Source organism: Turicibacter sanguinis (assembly GCF_013046825.1).
In the GTDB taxonomy this organism is placed as follows: domain Bacteria; phylum Bacillota_I; class Bacilli_A; order MOL361; family Turicibacteraceae; genus Turicibacter; species Turicibacter sanguinis.
On sequence record NZ_CP053187.1, the window covers coordinates 2,367,741 to 2,389,506 of the forward strand.

The 21,766-nt window shown below is 33.9% G+C and carries 24 protein-coding genes; 20 read left to right on the top strand and 4 right to left on the bottom strand.

Annotation, left to right across the window (positions count from 1 at the left end; all coding sequences use genetic code 11):
- Window positions 1-68: 68 nt before the first annotated feature.
- The 4 genes from HLK68_RS11495 (at window position 69) to HLK68_RS11510 (ending at window position 3,424) form a co-directional block, all read left to right on the top strand.
- The gene (locus HLK68_RS11495) at window positions 69-1,115 is read left to right on the top strand and encodes an alpha/beta hydrolase family protein (RefSeq protein ID WP_132942957.1); all 1,047 of its coding nucleotides are present in this window, start codon (window positions 69-71) and stop codon (window positions 1,113-1,115) included.
- 171 nt (window positions 1,116-1,286) lie between these two features.
- Complete coding sequence (locus HLK68_RS11500; RefSeq protein WP_132942956.1) at window positions 1,287-2,378, top strand: YfjL-like protein; 1,092 nt, start codon at window positions 1,287-1,289, stop codon at window positions 2,376-2,378.
- Window positions 2,379-2,480: 102 nt separating this feature from the next.
- Entirely contained in the window at window positions 2,481-2,636 is a 156-nt protein-coding gene (locus HLK68_RS11505; RefSeq protein WP_170837678.1) for a hypothetical protein, read from the top strand.
- A gap of 317 nt (window positions 2,637-2,953) precedes the next feature.
- The gene (locus HLK68_RS11510) at window positions 2,954-3,424 is read left to right on the top strand and encodes an MATE family efflux transporter (protein ID WP_006785523.1); all 471 of its coding nucleotides are present in this window, start codon (window positions 2,954-2,956) and stop codon (window positions 3,422-3,424) included.
- 249 nt (window positions 3,425-3,673) lie between these two features.
- Here HLK68_RS11510 and HLK68_RS11515 read toward each other — a convergent pair whose 3' ends face one another.
- Window positions 3,674-4,960 carry an ISL3 family transposase gene (locus tag HLK68_RS11515; RefSeq protein ID WP_170837679.1) on the bottom strand — a complete coding sequence of 429 codons (1,287 nt, stop codon included), beginning with the start codon at window positions 4,958-4,960 and terminating at the stop codon, window positions 3,674-3,676.
- Window positions 4,961-5,112: 152 nt separating this feature from the next.
- Window positions 5,113-5,715 carry a DUF445 domain-containing protein gene (locus HLK68_RS11520; protein WP_006785524.1) on the bottom strand — a complete coding sequence of 201 codons (603 nt, stop codon included), beginning with the start codon at window positions 5,713-5,715 and terminating at the stop codon, window positions 5,113-5,115.
- Window positions 5,716-5,974: 259 nt separating this feature from the next.
- Here HLK68_RS11520 and HLK68_RS11525 point away from each other — a divergent pair, with 259 nt between their 5' ends.
- From HLK68_RS11525 to HLK68_RS11535, 3 genes are all read left to right on the top strand, one after another.
- Window positions 5,975-6,175: a hypothetical protein gene (locus tag HLK68_RS11525; protein WP_040764131.1), complete on the top strand. Its 201-nt coding sequence runs from the start codon at window positions 5,975-5,977 to the stop codon at window positions 6,173-6,175.
- 110 nt (window positions 6,176-6,285) lie between these two features.
- Window positions 6,286-6,582 carry a hypothetical protein gene (locus HLK68_RS11530; protein ID WP_006785526.1) on the top strand — a complete coding sequence of 99 codons (297 nt, stop codon included), beginning with the start codon at window positions 6,286-6,288 and terminating at the stop codon, window positions 6,580-6,582.
- Window positions 6,579-6,992, top strand: a complete 414-nt coding sequence (locus HLK68_RS11535) for a YtxH domain-containing protein (protein ID WP_132942641.1) — start codon at window positions 6,579-6,581, stop codon at window positions 6,990-6,992. The genes HLK68_RS11530 and HLK68_RS11535 overlap by 4 nt, the downstream gene beginning before the upstream one ends.
- Window positions 6,993-7,028: 36 nt before the next feature.
- On the opposite strand, the gene HLK68_RS11540 is transcribed toward HLK68_RS11535, so the two are convergent.
- Complete coding sequence (locus HLK68_RS11540; RefSeq protein ID WP_006785528.1) at window positions 7,029-7,526, bottom strand: DedA family protein; 498 nt, start codon at window positions 7,524-7,526, stop codon at window positions 7,029-7,031.
- Between the two features lie 189 nt (window positions 7,527-7,715).
- On the opposite strand from HLK68_RS11540, the gene HLK68_RS11545 reads away from it, so the two are divergent.
- Genes HLK68_RS11545 through gshAB form a run of 4 tightly spaced genes read left to right on the top strand, consistent with a single transcriptional unit; the run spans window position 7,716 to window position 12,032 of the window.
- On the top strand, window positions 7,716-7,994 hold the full coding sequence (locus HLK68_RS11545) for an ArsR/SmtB family transcription factor (RefSeq protein WP_006785529.1): 279 nt from the start codon (window positions 7,716-7,718) through the stop codon (window positions 7,992-7,994).
- Window positions 7,995-7,996: 2 nt separating this feature from the next.
- Window positions 7,997-8,395, top strand: coding sequence for an arsenate reductase ArsC (locus tag HLK68_RS11550; RefSeq protein WP_006785530.1), 399 nt, complete (start codon window positions 7,997-7,999; stop codon window positions 8,393-8,395).
- A 15-nt stretch (window positions 8,396-8,410) separates the two neighbouring features.
- Complete coding sequence (locus HLK68_RS11555) at window positions 8,411-9,751, top strand: MATE family efflux transporter (protein ID WP_006785531.1); 1,341 nt, start codon at window positions 8,411-8,413, stop codon at window positions 9,749-9,751.
- A gap of 13 nt (window positions 9,752-9,764) precedes the next feature.
- Window positions 9,765-12,032, top strand: a complete 2,268-nt coding sequence (gshAB, locus tag HLK68_RS11560) for a bifunctional glutamate--cysteine ligase GshA/glutathione synthetase GshB (protein WP_238581458.1) — start codon at window positions 9,765-9,767, stop codon at window positions 12,030-12,032.
- A 30-nt stretch (window positions 12,033-12,062) separates the two neighbouring features.
- On the opposite strand, the gene HLK68_RS11565 is transcribed toward gshAB, so the two are convergent.
- The gene (locus tag HLK68_RS11565) at window positions 12,063-12,911 is read right to left on the bottom strand and encodes a coiled-coil domain-containing protein (RefSeq protein WP_009606429.1); all 849 of its coding nucleotides are present in this window, start codon (window positions 12,909-12,911) and stop codon (window positions 12,063-12,065) included.
- A gap of 362 nt (window positions 12,912-13,273) precedes the next feature.
- Between HLK68_RS11565 and HLK68_RS11570 the strand changes: the two genes are divergently transcribed.
- From HLK68_RS11570 to HLK68_RS11610, 9 genes are all read left to right on the top strand, one after another.
- Window positions 13,274-14,440 (top strand): CD0519/CD1768 family membrane protein, encoded by a 1,167-nt coding sequence (locus HLK68_RS11570; protein ID WP_006785535.1) that lies wholly within the window; start codon window positions 13,274-13,276, stop codon window positions 14,438-14,440.
- A gap of 174 nt (window positions 14,441-14,614) precedes the next feature.
- Complete coding sequence (locus tag HLK68_RS11575; protein WP_229040087.1) at window positions 14,615-15,388, top strand: endonuclease/exonuclease/phosphatase family protein; 774 nt, start codon at window positions 14,615-14,617, stop codon at window positions 15,386-15,388.
- A gap of 1,168 nt (window positions 15,389-16,556) precedes the next feature.
- On the top strand, window positions 16,557-16,985 hold the full coding sequence (gene queD / locus HLK68_RS11580) for a 6-carboxytetrahydropterin synthase QueD (RefSeq protein WP_006785537.1): 429 nt from the start codon (window positions 16,557-16,559) through the stop codon (window positions 16,983-16,985).
- Between the two features lies 1 nt (window position 16,986).
- Window positions 16,987-17,655: a putative 7-carboxy-7-deazaguanine synthase QueE gene (gene queE / locus HLK68_RS11585; protein ID WP_006785538.1), complete on the top strand. Its 669-nt coding sequence runs from the start codon at window positions 16,987-16,989 to the stop codon at window positions 17,653-17,655.
- A gap of 1 nt (window position 17,656) precedes the next feature.
- The gene (gene folE, locus HLK68_RS11590) at window positions 17,657-18,250 is read left to right on the top strand and encodes a GTP cyclohydrolase I (protein WP_132942640.1); all 594 of its coding nucleotides are present in this window, start codon (window positions 17,657-17,659) and stop codon (window positions 18,248-18,250) included.
- Window positions 18,229-18,924 (top strand): 7-cyano-7-deazaguanine synthase QueC, encoded by a 696-nt coding sequence (gene queC, locus HLK68_RS11595; RefSeq protein ID WP_262941925.1) that lies wholly within the window; start codon window positions 18,229-18,231, stop codon window positions 18,922-18,924. The genes folE and queC overlap by 22 nt, the downstream gene beginning before the upstream one ends.
- Window positions 18,925-19,422, top strand: a complete 498-nt coding sequence (queF, locus tag HLK68_RS11600; protein WP_006785541.1) for a preQ(1) synthase — start codon at window positions 18,925-18,927, stop codon at window positions 19,420-19,422.
- A 90-nt stretch (window positions 19,423-19,512) separates the two neighbouring features.
- Window positions 19,513-21,012 carry a carboxypeptidase M32 gene (locus HLK68_RS11605; protein ID WP_006785542.1) on the top strand — a complete coding sequence of 500 codons (1,500 nt, stop codon included), beginning with the start codon at window positions 19,513-19,515 and terminating at the stop codon, window positions 21,010-21,012.
- 79 nt (window positions 21,013-21,091) lie between these two features.
- Window positions 21,092-21,583: a GNAT family N-acetyltransferase gene (locus HLK68_RS11610; RefSeq protein WP_006785543.1), complete on the top strand. Its 492-nt coding sequence runs from the start codon at window positions 21,092-21,094 to the stop codon at window positions 21,581-21,583.
- Window positions 21,584-21,766: the final 183 nt, after the last annotated feature.

A 21,766-nucleotide genomic window follows, 5' to 3' on the forward strand; every position in this document is an offset into this window, starting at 1 on the left:
ACGCGAATAGGTTTGAACCTCGTGCATATAATCTAACAAGATATGATGTGTCATGGAGGAGAGAAAAGATGAAGCAAAGAAAAAAACGCTATTGGATTGGGGGTATTGTTTTATTACTCATTGTCGTAATCATTCCATTTGGTTTAAGTGTCTTCATATATGAACAAAATTTTGGGGGGCGTTATACAACGCCAGATGAGTTGAAATATGAAGTTAAGGAATTCGAAGGATTAGTTCAAACGCCAGCCTTCTTTGAATCTAATAAACAACAATTATTGGCTGGTTATATTTATACACAAGAAGAAACAAGTTTTCCAAACGGTGTGATTATTTTGGCACATGGACTTGGTGGTGGACACAATAGCTATTTACCTGAAATTCAGTTTATGACTCAAAATGGATACACAGTGTTTGCTTATGATGGAACCGGAACAGATGAAAGTGAAGGAAGTAGTATGAAAGGATTGCCTCAGGCAATCATTGATTTAGATTACGCGATCAATTATGTGAAAAACGATGAACAGTTTGATTGTCTCCCAATTATGTTGTACGGTCATAGTATGGGTGGCTATGCTGTTATGGCTGTATTAAATGAGCATGAGGATATAACAGCAGTTGTTGAGCGCTCTGGATTTGATGAATCTATTGATATGATTGTGGAAGCGGGAGGCCAAATGATGGGGAAGGGAATTAAATTATTAACACCCTATGTCAGATTTTATGAATATCTGAAGTTCGGTCATTATGCAACGTTGAGTGGGGTAGAAGGACTTGGTACAACAAAAGCCAAAGTCATGTTGATGCATAGTGAAGATGATGAAGTAGTGAGTTATCAACAAAATTTCGCACAGTATAAACATTTATTTGGAGCGAATACGAACTTTACGTTTGTGAGTTATGAAGGACGAGGGCATGATGTAGTGACAAATATTGAGTTAAAACAATCGATTGAGAAAGAAATTAAAGCCATTTACGGAAGCCTAGAATCTGTTCCCAAAGAGCAATTAATGGCGTATAATGGAGTGTTATATGATATTGATCAACGACTTGATTCCGTTGTCATGCGACAAATTATTGAATTTTATAACCAATCTGTTGTAAAAGAATATGAATAAGTTCAAAACCAGCCAAATTTCTTAAATAAAGGCTGGTTTTCTTTTTGAAAGGAGAAAAACCGCCATTAATTTAAAAATGTTGTCGAAGGATTAAGTCTGCACAGCATTGAAATATTTGCAAGAGATGTGTAAGATTAAGGCAAGAAAGATCTTTTTTAAAGGTGGGGGAATATGAAATTAACCATTCAAAAAGGTAGTTTAGGATTAGGGCTTGTCCTTTTATGGGTTGGCGTCTTAAACACGGGGACAGACTCCTTGTTTTATAATAGTTTGCTATTTCCTATCGTAGGAGCTTTTCTTAGGATTGGAACTGTATTACCAGTTTTGAAGATGCTAGTTTATTTAATGAGTACTTTATTCGCATTGTTATTGGGGTGGGAATTAATTCAGTCTGGGATTTATAGCGGGATGATTAGTTTTTCTATTTTTATGACAATGACGTATGCGGCATTAATCGGAATAGGGGCTTTGATTTTAAGTTATTTCAGGTGTTTATTCAATCAGACGGTGAATTGGAAAAAACGTTCCGTCTTAGGTGTAATGGGGACTTTTTTGTTACTATGGATTTTAGCCGGAGCTAATTCATTAATTGGAAATCCAATCGATGCCAATAAAGCAACGAAAGCGATTGAGGGATATGTTGAACATCAATATCCTAAAGAAGATTTGAAAGTGAAAGAAGCGACGTATGTTTTTGAAACTGCTTCGTATCAATCGCTAATCTACCATGAGGAAAATGAAGATTTAAATTTTTCAGTGAGCTATCAAAATGGTGAGATTGTGGATGATACGTATGAAAGTCATGTGTTGAGTTATTTTAATACATTAAAGCGATTATCAGCACAGTATTCTATTTTGGTGAATGAGTTACTTAATGAGAAGTTCCACCTTAAAGAGAATCAGTCATTTGTTTATTATGACTTTGATGCAGTCGATTATATGTCAAAGATCCTAGAACTCGGGATGGAATTTGATGAAACTTTGCCTATTTCAGCACAAATTACGTTACAGTTTACACTTGAAACCCAAAGTATAGATGAACTTAGTGATTTCATCGTAAGTGTTTTTGAGGTGTTAGAAGAGAAAGGATATCATTTTGATGTTTATCATTTGAAAGCTCAAAATCAAAAAGAGTGTATTTGGATTGAAAGTATAACTCCAAATGATATTTTAAGTGGTCAACTCGCGGCTCGAATCGAGGCTGGTCTCGCTAATGTTTCAAGTTATGGAATTAAAACGAATAAAAGTTCAAATAAATTTTAAAACACCAACTGAAAATGGGTGTTTTTTTTTTTTTTTTTTTTTACTAAAATTATGATAGGATTCGATTTGAATTATAAAATATACCAATTTGAGGAGAAAATAATGAGAACAAATCATCAAAAGACATCAAGAGTTATCATGATGTCATTAGCGATTTTGATTGAATTATTACTTCAATTATTAGTAGGGAATATCGACCACTATTCAGTTGGATTAGTGTGCCTAATACGGTCATTGAACAGGCATGTCTTTATTTAAAAATAGTCGGTGCTTTTATCTAAGTTCAAGGATGATACATGACATTCACTGCTATTTTACGAAGTTATTCATGACTCAAAGAAGTGATGATTTCAGCTATCGTGATGAATCTTATCAATATTCTAGGAAATGCCATCTTAATTAATGGGGTATTCGGTTTTCCACAACTTGGAATTCTCCGGGCTGCCATTTCAACAAAATGTGAGTAAAGTTATTGGTTTATTGATTGTTATCTATTTATTTATAAAAAAATTGATGAACACATCTCATTGAAGACTGTAAAACCGTTTCCAACTGATGTTTTTAAAAAGTTATGAGTGGTCGGGCTACCGGTAGGTGCCCAAGAATTTTCCTATAATTTATCTCAGAGGGTTATTTTAAAATTTATTAATTTATTTGGTACTGCAGTCATTGCGACAAAGGTTTATTGTAGCATGCTAGCTAGCGTTGCCTACGTTTATTCAATTGCTATCTCCCAAGCCAGTCAAATCGTTGTGGGGTATTTAGTGGGAGCGCATCAGTTTGACGATGTAGAAAAGCGTGTCTGGTCAACCTGTTTGATTTCAATTGTCATTTCACTGTCTATTACTTTTATGGTTTATTTAAATAGTGATGCCATCTTTTCACTGTTTACAAAGGATGCACTCCTTATTACGCTTGGCAAACCACTTATTTTTGTTGAATTTTTCTTAGAAATAGGACGTGCGATTAAAATGACCATGACCAAATGCTTAGTAGCAACCGGTGATGTTAAGTTTGCCGTAATTATTAGTTTAATTGGATGTTAGTTAATTGCTGTAGGATTTGGTTATTATATCGGGGTTTTACTAAATTATGGATTAGTTGGAATTTGGATTGCCATGGCTATTGATGAATGTTTGAGAGCCTTCGTTTTTGTGATCCGATTTAAGTTAGGGACGTGGAACAGTAAAGCCTTAGTTGAAATGTCAGAATAAAAAAAGAGGTTCTTTGTCAAATAGTGTTGCTGATTAATTTGTAACCTATTATAATGAACGACCGAATTGAAATCCTAGTAGCTATGCTGCTAGGATTTTTCTTTTGGGTTTAGTTAGATTTTGAATCATAAGAATTCTTGATTTGAAATGATAGAAGCTGCGATATCCAAACGCGATACGTTTGATGACTTTAATTTTATTATTGATTCCTTCAATAGGACCATTAGTATAGGGAGTAGTCAGAGTATTGTAGATATAAGAAGTATAGGTTTTAAAGGTTTGAAAAGATGTTTGAAGTTCGGGTGAAATCATTGGATGTTCTGTTTCAAGTAAGTGATTAAATCGATTCACATTTTTCGATTGAATGGCGAATAGTAAATCTTGATAAAGCTCATAAGTTGCTTTTAATTCAGGTGATAAATCGAGAAGGAAGTTTAAGATATCTATTTCACGCATCGGTTGCTTAAAACAATAAACAGATCGATAAGTTGTGGTATCGAGTAGGGTATGTGATTTTAAAAATAGTCGCCAGTAACGTTTGAATTTACGACCATGTTTTTTGAATTTTTTCATTAATCGAATACGTGTTTTATTGAGTGCACGGGAGATATGTTGAACGAGGTGAAACTTATCAAGGACAATTTTGGCATGAGGAAAAAGCTCCTTAATCAAACTGATATAAGGGGCGTACATATCAGTGACAATATGTTTCACACGCGCACGAGCTTCTTTTGTGTATCGCTTGAAATAAGTCTGAAGAGAGGTTAAGCGTCGATCTTCAATGATATCAATAATCTGCTTGGTATCTGCATCACAAAAGATAAAAGACATATGACCCTCAGCCGATTTTACCGATTTAAATTCATCAAAACAAAGATTTTCAGGTAGATCATTAAAGTTCAAAGTTTGAGATTCATAAAAGCTATGAATGATCCGATTAACGGTTGAATGAGAAACTTGATGGCGACGGGCAATATCGCACTCTGAAATTTTATTTTGAGCTTCTAAAGCAATCGCGTGTTTCGTATTGTAAGAAATATAACAGTTCTTTTCAACAATAGATGTTTTTAATGTAAAGGTGGATTGACAATGCCCACAATAATAACGCTGTTTCTTTAAAACTAAATAGGTATCATGGAGTGATACTTTTGGAATGATAATTCGAGAAGTTTTAAACCCATGCTTTTTAAAATTGGAATCAAAAAGAGTTCCACAGTGTTCACAATGAGTGGGTTGGTAAGATAAGATTCCCTTAAAAACAAAGCTAGTGATCCCATTTAATTTAACTTCTTCAAAATAATCTTCAGGAAAGATGATATTTTTATCTTTAATATTTAAAAATTTTCTAGTAGAATATGAGTCAGACATCAAAAATTATCCTTTCAATATTGTTTTAGCCGATAACATTGTAACAGGATAGAGACTTGATGTCTCTTTTTTTGATGCCATAAAAAAGGCGCTGCTTAGTTAGCAACACCAAATATTATAGAACCAAAAAAGAGAGCCTAAGCTCTCTTTTTTTATAGATACATCAGTATAATTCCTTGAACGAGTCCGATGACACCACCTAAAATAAACCCAAGAATTTCAATATGTTTTAATTCTTTTTTAGCTACTTGCAAAATAATGCGTTCGAGTTCACGTAAGTCTAGTGCCATGATATTATCTTCCACAATTTTAGCAATGTTAACACGCAGTTCAATCATGTCTTTAATATTCACAATAATATCGGTCAAGCCATTGTTCACTTCTGTTTCAATTAATTCATCAAGTGGACCTTGAATCATCCCTTTGAAGGGAAACGGAATGATGTTTAATTTTTCATCAATGACTGCTTTAATTTTGCGTTTTACGAAAAATCGAATTTGGGTTAAATCCTCTTCTGTGACTGCTTCATCCATCAGTTCACGAATTGAAATTAACTCATTTGCGACGACTTCCCCAATGTTTTTAGCAATTTCTTTTTTGCGTTTTGGAATTAATCCGACTATCGTAAAACGAGTCAGCGGAATTTTAATTGGCTTGATGGGGCGAAATAAGAGCTTGATTGCAAAAATATTTGTTATCCATCCAATTAAGGCTCCAACAACCGTTAATAAAAGAACGGTAAAAAAATGATTCATGATGAAAACCTCCTCTGTATATCAAGTCATCTAATTTTTATTTTGTTTGATGAAATCTTGGATTTAAGACTTACTTTGCTAGAAGAATAAAAATAAGTTTATCAAACTTCATTTGAGATGTAAATGATAAAGTGTGACATTTATCGATAACTAAAGACAGGTATAGCTTGCATTTAATGGAAGATTTCTTCTATAATGAGTGCAGATCATTAGAAACCAAAGATGTTTAGTTTTAAGTAAAGAAAGGGAAATTATACGTATGAAAAAATATGAATCATTTTTAGTTGGAGTTTGCGTAGGAGGAGTCATGGGAGCTTTCATCACAAAAAAATGGATGGACTCAAAGTCAAGCGTCAATGTTAAACATCAGGATGTCACACCGCAAAAAGAGGAAATTGATTTAGACGAGTTAACTGATGAACTTGAACGTCTATCACAGCGTGTAGATGCTTTACAATAGGAAAATGAGTAAATTTTATAGAATGTGTCAAATAGGGTTGAAACCTTTAATTTACAAGGTTATAATTACAAACAATACTAGTATTTAGTAAATAAAGGGAGTTATATGATATGCAGCTAAATGATTGGTTAATGCTAACCTCGATTGCCTGTGTCATTGTTGCAACGATTAGCGCTGTTTATCTCTTATCTCGACTTCGTCAAGCCATTAATACTCAAACGGAACAAATTAAAACATGTAATCAAAAGATGAAAGAAGTACCGTCAGAGTTGAAGCGAGAAATGAATACAACGGTTCAGGAGTTTAAACAAAAAATTAAAATGGGATGGAAGATTGTTGCTTTCATTCGAAGAAGACGTCAAAAAAGAAAACTTAAAAGATTACAGAAACAGGGGATGAGAGGATGAAAAAACGTTATATTTTTGGATTAGGTGCCTTAGTAGGTGGAGTCGCAGCTTTATTATTAACGCCTAAATCAGGAAAAGAGATGCAAGCTCAGTTACTTCAAAATGTTGAAGATTTACAACAAAAAGTAAAAGAGTTTGATCAAGATGCCTTTAAAGAAAAATGTAAAGAACAACTTGAAGAGATTAGAGCATCAATCAATGAATTTGACTGGAGCCATAGCGTGCAACAACTTGAGGAAAAAGTATCTCAATTAACAGGACGTTTACAAGAATTAAAAACGGTGATAGAAGATCATCAAGTTGAAGAAATGCCTTCTCTTCGTTTGCATGATGAATTAGAGGACATTGAAATGTTAGAGACGTTACAAACACTAGAAGATTTAGAAGAAGTTGAAGCTTCAGAAAAATAATTAAAAAACACATGCACGAGAGCGTGCATGTGTTTTTTAATTGCTAATGATCGCTACGATATACCCTATTGATAGGGTCACAAAATTCCAAATGAGAATTCCACCTGTTGAATATATGGCATATTTTGTCAACGGAATTTTGAAGATACCAGACATTAATGAAATGAATGTTCGAACCGTTGGCACAACTCGGCCAATCAAACACATCAGAGGACCGAATCGGTGACTAAGCTCAGTGGCTTTATCTAGACTTTTTTGAGTAGAAGGAAATTTTTGATAGAAAAAATCGTAAAGTGCTCCTCCAAATTTATAAGAAACCGCATAATAAGCCAGACAGGCTAAAATAGCTGCTAAGACACTGATTAGATAAATGAAGAAAAAGCTATATGAGCTCGTGTAAATAGAAAATCCGATGGCAGGCATAATGACGATGGCAGGGATCCCCGTTAAATTTAATCCTTCTAAAAAAATAAGCAAAAAGATTAAATAAGGGCCGAATAAATCGAGTTTTTCTAAAATTTCAGTGGTAAACATTTGATTCTCCTCAATAATAAAGATATGGGTTGATTATAACATATTTCCTATTATTTATCACTTAAAGAATAGAAATCCAACAAGTCACCATATTAAAAGAGCGTATCTTCATTGACAAATAAGTTAAAAAACTATAATATATTCCTGATTGGGAATATTCTGATATGGGAATATAAAGGAGATTAAGCCATGTATGTTGAAATATTAAAGGCGTTAGCAGATGAAAAAAGGTTGCAGATTATGTGTCTGTTATTTCATGGTGCGCGCTGTGTTTGTGAAATTGAACCCGCTTTAAAATGTTCTCAATCTTCAACCTCGAAACATTTAATTAAATTAAAACAAGCAGGGTTAATTGAAAGTCAAAAAAAAGGACAGTGGGTGCACTACTATATCCCAGAGAGTGTGTTTTCCAAGTATCCTTTTTTAAAATCACTAATTGAAGAAGTCGAACAGTTGAGGAGTAGATAAAAATGAAAAAAGTAGCTTTTGTATGTGTTCATAATTCATGTCGGTCACAAATGGCTGAAGCTTTTGGACGTGTGATGGGATTAAATGTCTTTGAATCTTATTCAGCAGGAACAGAACAGCGTGACGTGATCAATCAAGATGCCGTGAAAATCATGAAAGAAATTGGCATAGATATGGAATTGAATCAAAGACCAAAATTATTAAGTGATATCCCACAAGTTGATATTGTCATTACGATGGGATGCAATGTGTCTTGTCCAAATTTACCTTGTACTCATCGAGAAGATTGGGGAATTGAGGACCCGACAGGAGAATCTGAGGAGGTCTTTCGTCAAACCCGTGATGTTATTTTTCAAAAAATGGAGCACTTAGTAAATCGTTTAAAACATAACGAAATTTAATGAGGAGGCCAAACGGTGAAAAAAGTGGATTTAACGGAAGGGAAAGTATTGACCGTCCTATTAGCGTTGGCATTGCCCATTATGGGAAGTTCTGTTTTGCAATTGACGTATAGTTTAGTGGACATGTTACTAGTGGGGCGTTTAGGAAGCGATGCGGTGGCTAGTATTGGGACATCTAGTTTTTTAATTGGAATTGGAACGGCTATTAATACTTGCGTGGTCATCGGAACAGGAATTAAAGTTTCACATGCCCTTGGAAAAAAGGATGAACAAGAACAACAGGATTATATAAATGCTGGTTTTCGGTTAAACTTCTTAATAGGGATTATTTTTGCCATGATTTTGATTTTTACTGGAAAAGCTTTTATTTCATTTTTGGATGTTGAGAATGCTTATGTAGAAGTTGAGGGATACAAGTACTTACTTGTTAGTGCCCCAATGGTGTTCTTTTCTTTCTTTAATTTTTGGTATACGCGTCTTTATAATAGCTTTGGGCAAAATAAGGCAGCGTTGAAGATTAGCGCTTTAGGTGTGCTTCTCAATATTGTTTTAGATCCGATTTTTATCTATACACTGAAATTAGGCGTAATGGGTGCTGGATTAGCAACCTTAATTGCGAATGCCTTCATGAGTGGTTTGTTTTTTAAACAATCTCGTACGTTAATCAAACTAGATTACAAATTGAAAATAAAGCAATCGGTTTATTGGGATATTATTTCATTAGGTCTACCAATGTCAACTCAACGTATCTTATTTACGCTTGTAAGTATAGTCTTGGCGAAAATGATTGCAGTTTTTGGAACAAATGCCATTGCCGCACAAAAAATAGGCTTACAAATTGAGTCTATCACCTATATGGTCATTAGTGGATTAAATGGAGCTATTGCAAGTTTTGTCGGTCAAAATTATGGGGCAAAAGCTTATGAACGTATTCAATCGGGGATGAAGGTAGCCATGTGTTTGGGTGTCGGATATTCCTTATTAACGACGATGGTATTTCTATTCATTCCTGATAGTCTAGCCTCATTATTTGTCAGTGAACAGCAAACCATTCAAATGACAGCTGATTATTTAAAATTAGTTGGATTAACACAACTTTTTATGGCGGTTGAAATTATTTGTAATGGTGCATTTGTTGGAATGGGATTACCTAAAATTCCCGCTATGATTGGGATTAGTTTTACATTATTAAGAATTCCGATGGCTTATTTTTTCATACAGTGGATTGGAGTTAATGGAATTTGGATGAGTATTAGTTTGAGCATGTTATTTAAAGGAATTGTTGCATTTAGGATTTATTGTAAAAAAGAAAAGGAAGGTAATTGGTATGTTAATGCAGCTAAAGTCACTCCTTAATTCTCGGGAGTTAATGGAAGGAAAATTTGGAATAGAACGTGAATGTTTACGTGTAAATCCAGATGGATCGTTGGCCCTTAGCCCACATCCAACTGCCTTTGGGGAAAAGCAATTTAATCCCTACATTACAACAGACTTTTCAGAAAGCCAAATTGAAATGATTACACCAACATTTAAAACATTAGAAGAGGCTCATCAGTTTTTAAGTACGCTTTATGATATTGTGAGTGTTGAGGTTGGAGACGAATTATTATGGCCTCAATCAATGCCATGTTTTATTAAACCAAATCAAGAAATTCCGATTGCGATGTTTAGCGATAGTGAAGAAGGTCAAAAGTTAATGACTTATCGCGAATCTCTCCTAAAAAAATATGGTGGTAAACGCCAACTTATCTCGGGATTACATTATAACTTTTCTTTTAGTGAATCACTATTGGTGAAGTTGTTTGGCGCACAACATGATTATTCGGATTTTCGCTTGTTTAAAGATGCAATCTATTTAAAAGTAGTTCGAAATTATATTAGATATCGTTGGTTATTAATATATTTATTAGGGGCATCACCCATTGTTGATGAGAGTTATTGTAGTGAATGTAGTGTTTCATCCAATGAAGTGGCTCCAAAAAGTTTTTCTCGATCAGGGGCGATTTCGTTTCGAAATAGCTTATGTGGGTATCAAAATAAAAAACCAATTTACGTTGATTATACCTCTGCTAAGACGTATGTCAACTCATTAAAGGCTTATATTGAAGCGGGTGAAATTTCAAGTTTTAAAGAATTTTATAGTCCGATACGTCTAAAAGCAATCCGACCGAATCAATTACTAGAGTCACTTATTGAAGATGGGATTGAGTATTTAGAAATTCGCTCAATTGATTTAAATCCATTTGCAAAAGAAGGGATTACGTTAAATGATTTACATTTTATTCAGTTATTTGTGCTCTTCTTATTAGATGAAGAAGAGTCAAATGATCCTAATTGGCAAGAAGAAGCTAATGAAAATGAAAGAAGAGTCGCTGTTTCAGGTTTAGACGAGAAGTTAATGTTACTTTATAATGGAAATGAAGAGAGCCTAAAAACGTTAGCGACGCGTATCCTTAAGAAAATAAGTCTAATCAACGACACGTATGATTTAAATCAAACGTCGATTTTAAATCGAAAACAAGACGAAATCAAAAATCCTAATTTAACCTTATCTGCGAAGATGATGAAAATGGTTCAGGAGACAGATTATTTAAGCGCAAATTTAGAATTAGCCAGAACGTATAAACAAGAAGCGAGTGACGCACCATTTCAATTGCCTGGTTTTGAAGATTTAGAGTTATCGACTCAAATTTTGATGAAAGAGGCTATTAAACGAGGCGTAAAATTTGAAGTGTTAGATCGAGCGGAAAATTTTATTAAATTATCTAATGGGGAGCACTGTGAGTTCGTCAAACAAGCAACGAAAACGTCCTTAGATAGTTATATTACGATTTTAGCCATGGAAAATAAACAGGTAACAAAAGAAATTTTAAGAGATCATCATCTGAATGTTCCAACGGGTGCATTGTACGAAAGCATAGAAAAAGCCCAGTCAGATTATAAATGTTATCAAAATCGAGCTATTGTCATTAAACCCAAATCGACCAATTTTGGAATTGGAATCAGTATTTTTGAAGAGGGAGTCAGTGAATTAGAGTATTATAGAGCTTTAAAAGAAGCTTTTTCACATGATAAAGAAGTCATCGTTGAGGAGTTCGTTTCAGGGAAAGAATATCGATTTTTGGTGATTGAAAATGAGGTGATTGGAATTTTACATCGAGTTCCAGCCAATGTAATTGGAGATGGGGTTCATTCAATTACCGAGTTGATTGAGTTGAAAAATAAAAATCCACTTCGAGGGTATAAGTATCGACGTCCCCTTGAAAAAATTCAATTAGATGAAATTGCTATTCGTTTTTTATACGAACAAGGATACACACCAGATACGATCTTACCGATGAATGTGCAAGTCTTTTTACGAGAAAATTCGAATATCTCCACGGGTGGCGATAGTATTGATATGACTGATGATATTCATGATTATTTTAAAAAGATCGCCTGTGAAGCAACGAAGGCAATCGGTGCTAAAATTTGTGGGGTTGATATGATGATTGAAGATTTTCAAAATCCTGCCTCAGCTTACTCAATTATTGAATTGAATTTTAATCCAGCGATTCACATTCACACGTATCCATTTATTGGTCAAAAACGTGAAGCGGCTTTGGCAATATTAAAAGCTCTTTCGTTAGTTCAATAAAAAAAAACAGATTGAATTCAATCTGTTTTTTTATTGTGTCACTTCTTCGATTTCAGATAAGATTCCACTTAGTTCTAAAATAAGTTCATCTAACTCAACGTATTTAGTTGAAATCGCATCTTCTGTCGCTTTTTGTTGGCGTTTTGTCTTTTTAAATGCCTCAAGGTTAGAGTCATTTGATTGAATACTTTGGCTAAATTGGGTCATAAGGTCGTTTACCTTTGAAAGCTTCAAGCTAAGTTTTGTTTGAGTCATTCCTGATTTTAAAAATCTAGAAGCTGTTTCAATCCATCCCGAGGTTTCTTGAACCTGAAGTTCTTCATTTAATTGACTTAATGTATCGTTGAGTAAATGGTCATAGTCGGATTGGTTAGGATTTTCAACAAAAGTTGAAATCGCATGGATACAGTTCGTGATTGCGAGTAACGGAAGATCAATATTTTCTGTTTCAAGTGATTGAATTTCATTTTTAATGGTTTCAAGAGGCTCTAAATATGTTTTTTCAAGTGATTCAGTATAGGCACTACTTTCTTCAATTAAAATATTTTTTTGTATTTTTAAAATTTCCAATTCGTCTTGCGCATTTTCGACTTCTTGTCTCACTTCTTCTAAATGATCTTGCAAGATTTGTTGTTGTGAGGTAGCACCAGCTAGTGTTGGAATTGATTCATCAGGGATTAAAGGACTATAAGAAATCGGTTGACCAAAATCATCTAACTTAATGGTGAATAAAGCGCGATTATTCATGCGATTAGCAATGAGTGAGATGTCTTTTTCTTCTAGTAAGTGAAGAGTAGGAGAGGATATTAAAAGGGGAAGGCCCAAGGCGATAACACCAGACACTAATAATAGTTTAATTAATATTTGTTTAGGTTTCATAAAATCCTCCATGTCTAAGTCTAAATGATTTTCTTATATTATGGACGATTATAAAAATTTATAACAGAAAATATAAAAAATAGTAAAATTTAACGTTTTCAATATAGTTAACGACGAAAATCAAATTTAATGAAAGTTTAGAGTCTTAAGATGCTTCATACCAAGAAATAGGCATATCAGAGAGAAGGGTGCAGCTGTATCAATAGGAAGGTCATTTTTTAGTGAGAGACTAATTAACCTAATTTGTCTTTTATATGTTGAATTGGAAAATATTGAAAGGGTGTCGAATATTGAAGAAAAAACAATTATTTTCTATAATAAAAAAGTCTACTTTGGAATGTAAGTAGAAAAGAGGTAAAAAAATGAGTCAACACACAAAGAAGAAGGTTAAAGCAGTTAGTTTAGAAACCTTTGTGTTTTTAGCTATTCTTCTATTTGGCTTTGGTTATATTGCAAGTCAAATGGGAGTCGGAATTATGTTTGAAGTCATCATGAATACGGCCCATGATTTATTGTTAAATACGGTCTTTTTCATTATGGCATTAGCCGTATTGGCAGGTGCTTTAAGTGCTTTATTATCAGAGTTTGGTGTTATTGCCTTGATCAATAAATTATTATCTGTTTTTATTAAACCATTGTATGGATTACCAGGTGCTAGTATTATTGGGGCAATTGCCACGTATTTGTCAGATAACCCTGCCATTATCTCCTTTGCAAAAGATAAGGAATTTCAAAAGTATTTCAAAGATTATCAAATTCCCGCATTGTGTAATTTAGGAACTGCTTTTGGAATGGGGTTAATTGTGACAACCTTTATGATGTCACTTGGAACAGACTATATTTTGCCTGCTTTAATTGGAAATTTAGGAGCAATCGTTGGAAGTATTGTGAGTGTTCGATTAATGATTCACTTTACCAAAAAATATTATCATCATAACTCTTCAACATTAGAGACCATTCCTCAAAGTCAAGATTTAACACAGTATCGTGAAATTCGTGATGGAAATTTATTTCAACGTGTCTTAGATGCCATGTTAGAAGGAGGAAAAGCAGGTGTTGAAATGGGAATGTCTATTATTCCAGGCGTTTTAATTATCTGTACACTTGTGATGCTTTTAACGTTTGGTCCATCTATCGATCCGGTAACGGGGGCATCAGTTTATACAGGCGCAGCTTATGAAGGGGTTGCTTTATTACCTGCACTGGGTGAAAAATTGATGTTTATTCTAAATCCGATTTTTGGATTTACAGACTCACAGGCTATTGCCTTTCCAATTACATCTCTTGGAGCTGTAGGAGCTGCGATGTCACTCGTTCCACGATTTATTCAAGAACAAGTCATTACACCAAATGATATTGCTGTTTTTACAGCAATGGGGATGTGCTGGAGTGGTTACCTAAGTACACATGTTGGAATGATGGATGCTTTGGGTGTTCGAAAATTAAGTAGTAAAGCCATCTTATCTCATACTATTGGAGGGATTTGTGCCGGGATGGTAGCGCATTTTATCTATTTACTAGTCGTTTAAATATCCTAGAAGAGTGAAACCTATCTCAAATTTTGAGATAGGTTTTTTATTTGAAAAGATAATTCAAAAAAATAGAACAGTGGTATAATAAAAATAGAAATTAAGCTTAAAATAAAAATTAATTAGGATTAGAAACAGGTAGAGAATAGTCGGAGGTGTAGTCTGTTGAAAGTGATGACATTTAATTTACGTTCTGATTCTATTTTTGATGGGAAAAATAGATGGCATAAACGTAATCACATTGTATTTGATGTAATAAAAAAGTATAACTGCGATATCATTGGTTTGCAAGAAGTGACCAATAAAATGTATAAAGATATAGAAGAACAATTAAGTGATTATTATATCATTGGACAGCCACGATGCAAACGTTTCTTTGTGGAGCATAATAACATATTAATATCAAAACGACATGAAATTTTAGAAGAAGAGACCTTTTGGTTATCGAATCAACCTAAAAAAGTAGGGAGCTCGATTTGGTATTCAGTGTTTCCACGAATTTGTACAACAGCCAAAGTTAGACTAGATAGTGGGGAGTTGGTTCGCATTTACAACACGCATTTAGATGTTTATTTATCTCCCGCCCGCGGATATGGATTAAAAAAAATTAGTGAATACATCGAAAGACAGCAAGAGATAGATCAAATTCCAGTAGTTTTAATGGGGGATTTTAATGCAACCCCCAATCATCGTATCATTAAGACTTTTACTGAAGGTGAATTGAGTCATAAACGATTTGTTGCTGTTCAAGAGTATGATAAGTCGATTTATAATAAACCAACGATGGGGCGATTTAAAGATTCTGAAAAAGGGATGCATTTAGATTATATTTTCGTGTCAGAGGAATGTGCTGTATTACATGCTGAAATTATTAAGGATAATGTCAATGGACAATATCCATCAGATCATTATCCATTATTAGCTCATGTTCATGTTACACTTTCTTGAAAAAAATTTTTTCGACATAAAAAAGACACAAATCGACATTAAAAATATGTGATAATGAATATGTCTTGAAAAATAAGACACTACCCTAATTTAATTGTTATGAAGTTCCCCCAAAATACTTCATAACATATTCTCTCTTTTCATCCCAATATTTATAAATCATCCCCTGTTTTTGAGGTTCCTTGTGAACCTCCTTTTTTTGTTTTTTACAAGAAATAAACTGAAAAATTTTAAAAACTGATGGCTAAATTAAACACGTCTTGGAAAGATAAAAATAAAGTCTAATAAGTATTTTTTAAAATTCGACAAAAAACTCCAAATAGTAACAAAAGAACACAAAAAAGACACGTTTTTAGAAGATTAATATGCGATAATGAGTATGTCTTGAAGAACAAGACACTACCCTAATTTAATTGTTATGAAGTTCCCCCAAAATACTTCATAACATATTCTCTCTTTTCATCCCAATATTTATAAATCATCCCCTGTTTTAGGAGGTTCCTTGTGAACCTCCTTTTTATTTTGTTTTAGATCATGAATCAATACAATTGAAGAGGGCTTGCTGAGCCGAAGGATGCGAAATTGTGTTGTTGAATGCTAGGTATCGTCTGATAGCGAGTGACGAAATTAACTGATAGTGATATTCATTTATTAAGAAACTTTTAAAAAATCGCTGGAAAAGTGTTCTGATGGGCTTGTTTATTTCCTAAAATAAAATCTGAATACAGTCAAAAATCGTCAAAAAACTTCAAAAAAACACAGAAAGAACACAAAAATGACGTTTGAATATGTGATAATGAATATGTCTTGAAGAACAAGACACTACCCTAATTTAATTGTTATGAAGTTCCCCCAAATACTTCATAACATATTCTCTCTTTTCATCCCAATATTTATAAATCATCCCCTGTTTTATGAGGTTCCTTGTGAACCTCCTTTTTTTATTTTTTATTTATTGTAAATTTAAGGTTTTTATGTTATAAATAGTATATTCAAATAAAGACAGTTCATTCAGACCATCCTGTCTCTAAACAAAACTAGGCTCAAATAGAATGATGATATTGGGCGCTTTTGCGCCCTTTTTTTCTGTAAAAATCAGAAAGCTTCCTTTTATGTGCCGAGTTTTGCGCAAGAAGGAAGCTTTTTTTTATTGTTGAGGAGAGATTATATGTTTACTTTAAAAAGTGAAATTGAATTTGATGCAGCACATTACTTAAGTGATTATGAAGGGAAATGTCACAATATTCATGGGCATCGGTACCGAGTTGTCATCAAAGTGTCGGCAGACTCACTGCATGAAACGGGACAATGTCGTGGGATGGTGGATGATTTTTCAACTATCAAGCAAGCCTTAAAGAAAATTCATGATTTATTTGATCACCGATTAATTCTTGAAGAGAATGAAGAGGGAAAAGAGCTTGCTAAAAAAATAGCAGAGACAAAGCTAGGCTTTGAAATATATTTTGTTCCATATCGTCCAACAGCAGAGGAAATGTCGCGTGATATTTATCAGAGATTACAAAATCTAGGAATAAAGGTAACCGAAGTAGAGTTATTTGAAACGCCTAAAAATAGTTGTATTTATACGGAGGTTTAAGATGTATCAAGTCATTGAAAAGTTTATTTCCATTGATGGTGAGGGGCCATGTGCGGGACAGTTGGCTGCCTTTATTCGATTTAAAAATTGTAATTTAAGATGTGATTGGTGTGATACGTGCTATTCATATGATGGAAGTGTTGAAGGGGAAAATTTAAGTCCGCTAGAGATTTATCACTTTGTTAAGGAAAATAAAGTGAATCACGTGACTTTGACAGGGGGAGAGCCGCTGATTCAACCACAGATAGAAGTTTTGATAGGGATTTTAGCAGCCGATAAAGAGTTAACTATTCACATTGAAACCAATGGGTCTGTGAATATCCAGAGATTTAAGAAAAAGTTTTCAAAGTCTAATGTTGTTTTTATCTTAGATTATAAATTACCAAATAGCTTAATGCAATCAAGGATGGATGATGAAAACTTTAAATGGGTGACAAAGACAGATGTTTATAAATTTGTAATTGCAAGTCAAGAAGATTTAAAAGTTGCACATGAAGTGATTAGAGAACAGGGTCTATTAGAACGTTGTCTAGTTTATTTTAGTCCGGTAGTGGATTATATTAACCCAAGTTTGATTGTTGACTATATGAAAGATCATCAATTAAATGACGTGAGATTACAGTTACAATTGCATAAATATATTTGGCCAAAAGAAATGAGAGGTGTTTAAGATGAAGCGACAAATTGATACGAAACTGATTGAGCGCAGTATTAGAGATATTTTAGTTGCTCTTGGGGATGATCCAGAAAGAGAAGGATTAAAAGAAACTCCAAAACGTGTTGCTAAAATGTTTGAGGAAGTCTTTGAGGGGATGACGTTATCTAATGACGAAATTGCAGAGTTTTTTGGAACAACTTTTGAAGATGAAGCGCTCGATGAATGTCAAAATAACTTTGTCATCATTAAAGATATTCCAATTTTTAGTTATTGTGAGCATCATTTAGCCTTAATGTATAACATGCTTGTTACAGTGGCATATTTGCCGAAAGAAAAAATAATCGGCTTAAGTAAGGTAGCGCGAATTGCAGATATGGTTGGTCGTCGATTGCAGTTACAAGAGCGTATTGGTGAGGAAATCGCCGAAATCGTTGAAAAAGTAACAGAAAGTGAGGCGATTTGTGTTTTGATTAGTGGCGAACATAGTTGTATGACTGCAAGGGGGATTAAAAAACAGGGAACGACAACCACCACAGTGACTTATCGTGGAAAGCGAATGGGGGAAGAATCAGACTTGAGACAAGAGTGTTTATTATTAATGAAATAAAGGAGAGAATAAAAATGAAACAGGATAAAGCGGTACTTGTTTTTAGCGGTGGTCAAGATTCAACCACATGCTTATATTGGGCACTTGAAACATTTAAAGAAGTGATTGCTGTTACGTTTGATTATGGACAACGTCATCATTTAGAACTAGAGTGTGCTAAAGCGATTTGTCAGGAACTTGGTGTTGAACATCATGTGTTAGATATGTCTTTATTAAATCAATTAGCACCCAATGCTTTAACACGAGATGAGATTAAGATTGAGTTAGGTGAAGAGGGGCAGTTACCCTCAACTTTTGTACCAGGCCGTAATTTACTATTTTTAAGCTTTGCTGGAGTCTTAGCAAAGGTTAAAGGGGCTAAACATATTATTACAGGTGTCTGTGAAACTGATTTTTCTGGCTATCCAGATTGTCGAGATGTTTTTATCAAGTCATTAAATGTGACATTAAATTTAAGTATGGATGATGATTTTGTGATTCATACCCCACTCATGTGGTTGAATAAAGCACAGACTTGGGAGCTAGCAGACAAACTTGGAAAATTTGAGTATATACGAGAAAAAACTTTAACTTGCTACAATGGTATCATTGGAGATGGATGTGGTGAATGTCCAGCTTGTGTTTTAAGAAGGCGAGGACTAGAAAGTTATTTAACAACTAAAGGAGAGATTTAGATGTCAGGAAGAAAACAAGAAGAATTAAGCGAGATTACCTTACTTGGAAATCAAGGGACAACTTATACATATAGTTATGACCCTGAAATACTAGAAGTGTTTAATAATAAACATCCTAAGAATGATTACTTTGTGAAATTTAATTGTCCAGAGTTCACAAGTTTATGTCCGATTACAGGTCAACCTGATTTTGCCACGATTTATATCAGCTATATTCCTGGAGAAAAGATGGTTGAGAGTAAATCGTTAAAATTGTATTTATTTAGCTTTAGAAATCATGGGGATTTTCATGAAGATTGTATGAATATTATCATGGAAGATTTAATTAAATTGATGGATCCGAAATATATTGAGGTTTGGGGAAAATTCACACCTCGTGGTGGAATTAGTATTGATCCTTACTGTAATTATGGACGTCCTGGAACAAAATTTGAAGAAATGGCTCAATATCGTCTGATGAACCACGATTTATATCCAGAAAAAGTAGATAATCGTTAACTCAAATATCGCCTTTCATCCGACTATGTTTCCCTTTAAAAATGTGGTAGAATATGTCACATCAAAGGAATCGAGGAGGAGGAAAATACAATGACGAAACAAGAAGCCATTCATTTTTTACAAGAACATTTAAAATCGATGAAATATTTGGAATCAGCGATGGGGGTACTCTCTTGGGATATGGAAGTCATGGCTCCAGTCAAAGGGATTGAGTATCGAAGTGAGGTACTTGGATATTTATCGGTTGAGCATCATAAGTTAGCGACAGATACACGTATTGGTTGTGCGCTAAATGCTCTAGAAAATGAAAGTGATTTAATGCAAGTCGAGCAGAAATTAGTTGATTTTTTTAAAGATTCATTTGAAAAAAATACAAAAATTCCCGAATCATTACAACGCGATCTAACGGTAGCAACCTCTAAAGGAGGCCAATACTGGAAACAAGCGAAGGAAAAACAAGATTATAGTATCTTTAAACCGTACTTGCAAAAAGTCATTGATTTAGTTATTAAACAGGCAGAGTGTGTGGGGTATGAAGGACATATCTATAATGCGTGTCTAGATGATTTTGAAAAGGGAATGACGGTAGAGGAGTTGGATCGTATTTTTCCACCGCTACGAGATGGCTTAGTTAAGTTATTAAATCAAATTAAAGAAAGCCGTGTGTGTATTAAACTACATCCAAGTGGGGAGTTTGATAAAGCAAGACAAGAAAAATTGACGAATCAAGTCTTAGACATGATGGGATATGATTATCATGAAGCAGGTCGAATCGATGAAACTGAACACCCATTCACGACCTCTCTAGGAATCGGAGACACTCGAATTACAACACATTATTATGAAGATAATCTTGAGAGTGGTTTATTTAGTTCGATTCACGAAGGTGGACATGCAATTTATGATCAAAATATGCCACATGAACTTTCCGATTATGGTTTAGATGAGGCGCCATCTATGGGAATTCATGAATCTCAATCTCGTTTTTACGAAAACATCATTGGGCGCAGTTTGCCATTTTGGAAAGGTTATTATAAAAAATTGCAAGAATTATTTCCTGAGTATGGTTGGACCACCCTTGAAGAGTTCTATGGAATGATTAATGCTGTCAAACCTTCTTTAATTCGAACAGAAGCTGATGAAGTCACGTATTCATTACATGTCATTATTCGTTACGAAATCGAAAAATTAATGATGAGTGGAGAAGTCACAGTGGATGAACTTCCTGCTCTTTGGAATCAAAAGTATGAAGAATATTTAGGAATTACGCCAACAAATGATTCAGAAGGTGTCATGCAAGATGTTCACTGGTCAGAAGCATTAATTGGATACTTCCCAAGTTACGCACTCGGAAATTTATATGGTGCACAATTTTATCATCAAATGAAAAAAGAGATTCCTAACGTTGAAGAACAATTAGAAGCGGGAGATTTAAGTCAAGTCTTTATGTGGTTAAAAGAGAAAATTCATTCACAAGGAAATCTGTATTCACCAAGCGAACTGGTAGAAAAAGTGACGGGTGAGAAGTTGAATCCGATGTATTTTCTCGATTATTTAAATGAAAAGTATTCAAAGATTTATAAATTATAATTAAATCGTCTTTTGTTGCATATACTCCAATGATGAGCCTTTTGACTTATGATTGGAGTTTTTTTGTTGAGGTGATCAGATGAAATTGAAAGTTGAGAAAATGACAGAACAAGATGCATTTCAAATTTTTGTCTGGAAATATAGTGAGCCTTATGATTGGTATAACTTAGAAGGCGATGAAGCCTGTATCCATGAATTTTTAGAAGATTCGTATTATGTCGTGAAAGATCAAGAACATGGATTAGTTGGATTTTTTTGTTATGGACCATCGGCACAAGTTACAAGTGGGAAATTGTTAGGTTTTTATGCGGATGAGACTTATCTTGATATCGGACTGGGAATGAATCCACTTCTTTGTGGAAAAGGATATGGAGCCTCCTTTTTAGAGTTAGGGATGCAATATGCCAAAGAAATACTAGGAGCCAAAAAGTTTAGATTGACGGTTGCTGATTTTAATGAACGAGGAATTAAAGTGTATCAAAAAGTTGGTTTTTATGAAGTAGGAACGTTTGAAGCAAGAAATAGAGTGGAGCAAATTCGCTTTAAGGTCATGTGTAAATCAAATAATTAATCATTTAATAAAGTTTAATAAAAAAATGAACCTAAAAATTTGAAAAAACATTGAAATTAGATCGGAAATTTAGTTCGCAGATTACATGAGAAAATAACGTGTCATAAGAATAAATTTAGGAATGAATTTAAATAGGATTTAGTTCTCTATTCCGAACAAAATTATGAAGTTAGAATAATGTAA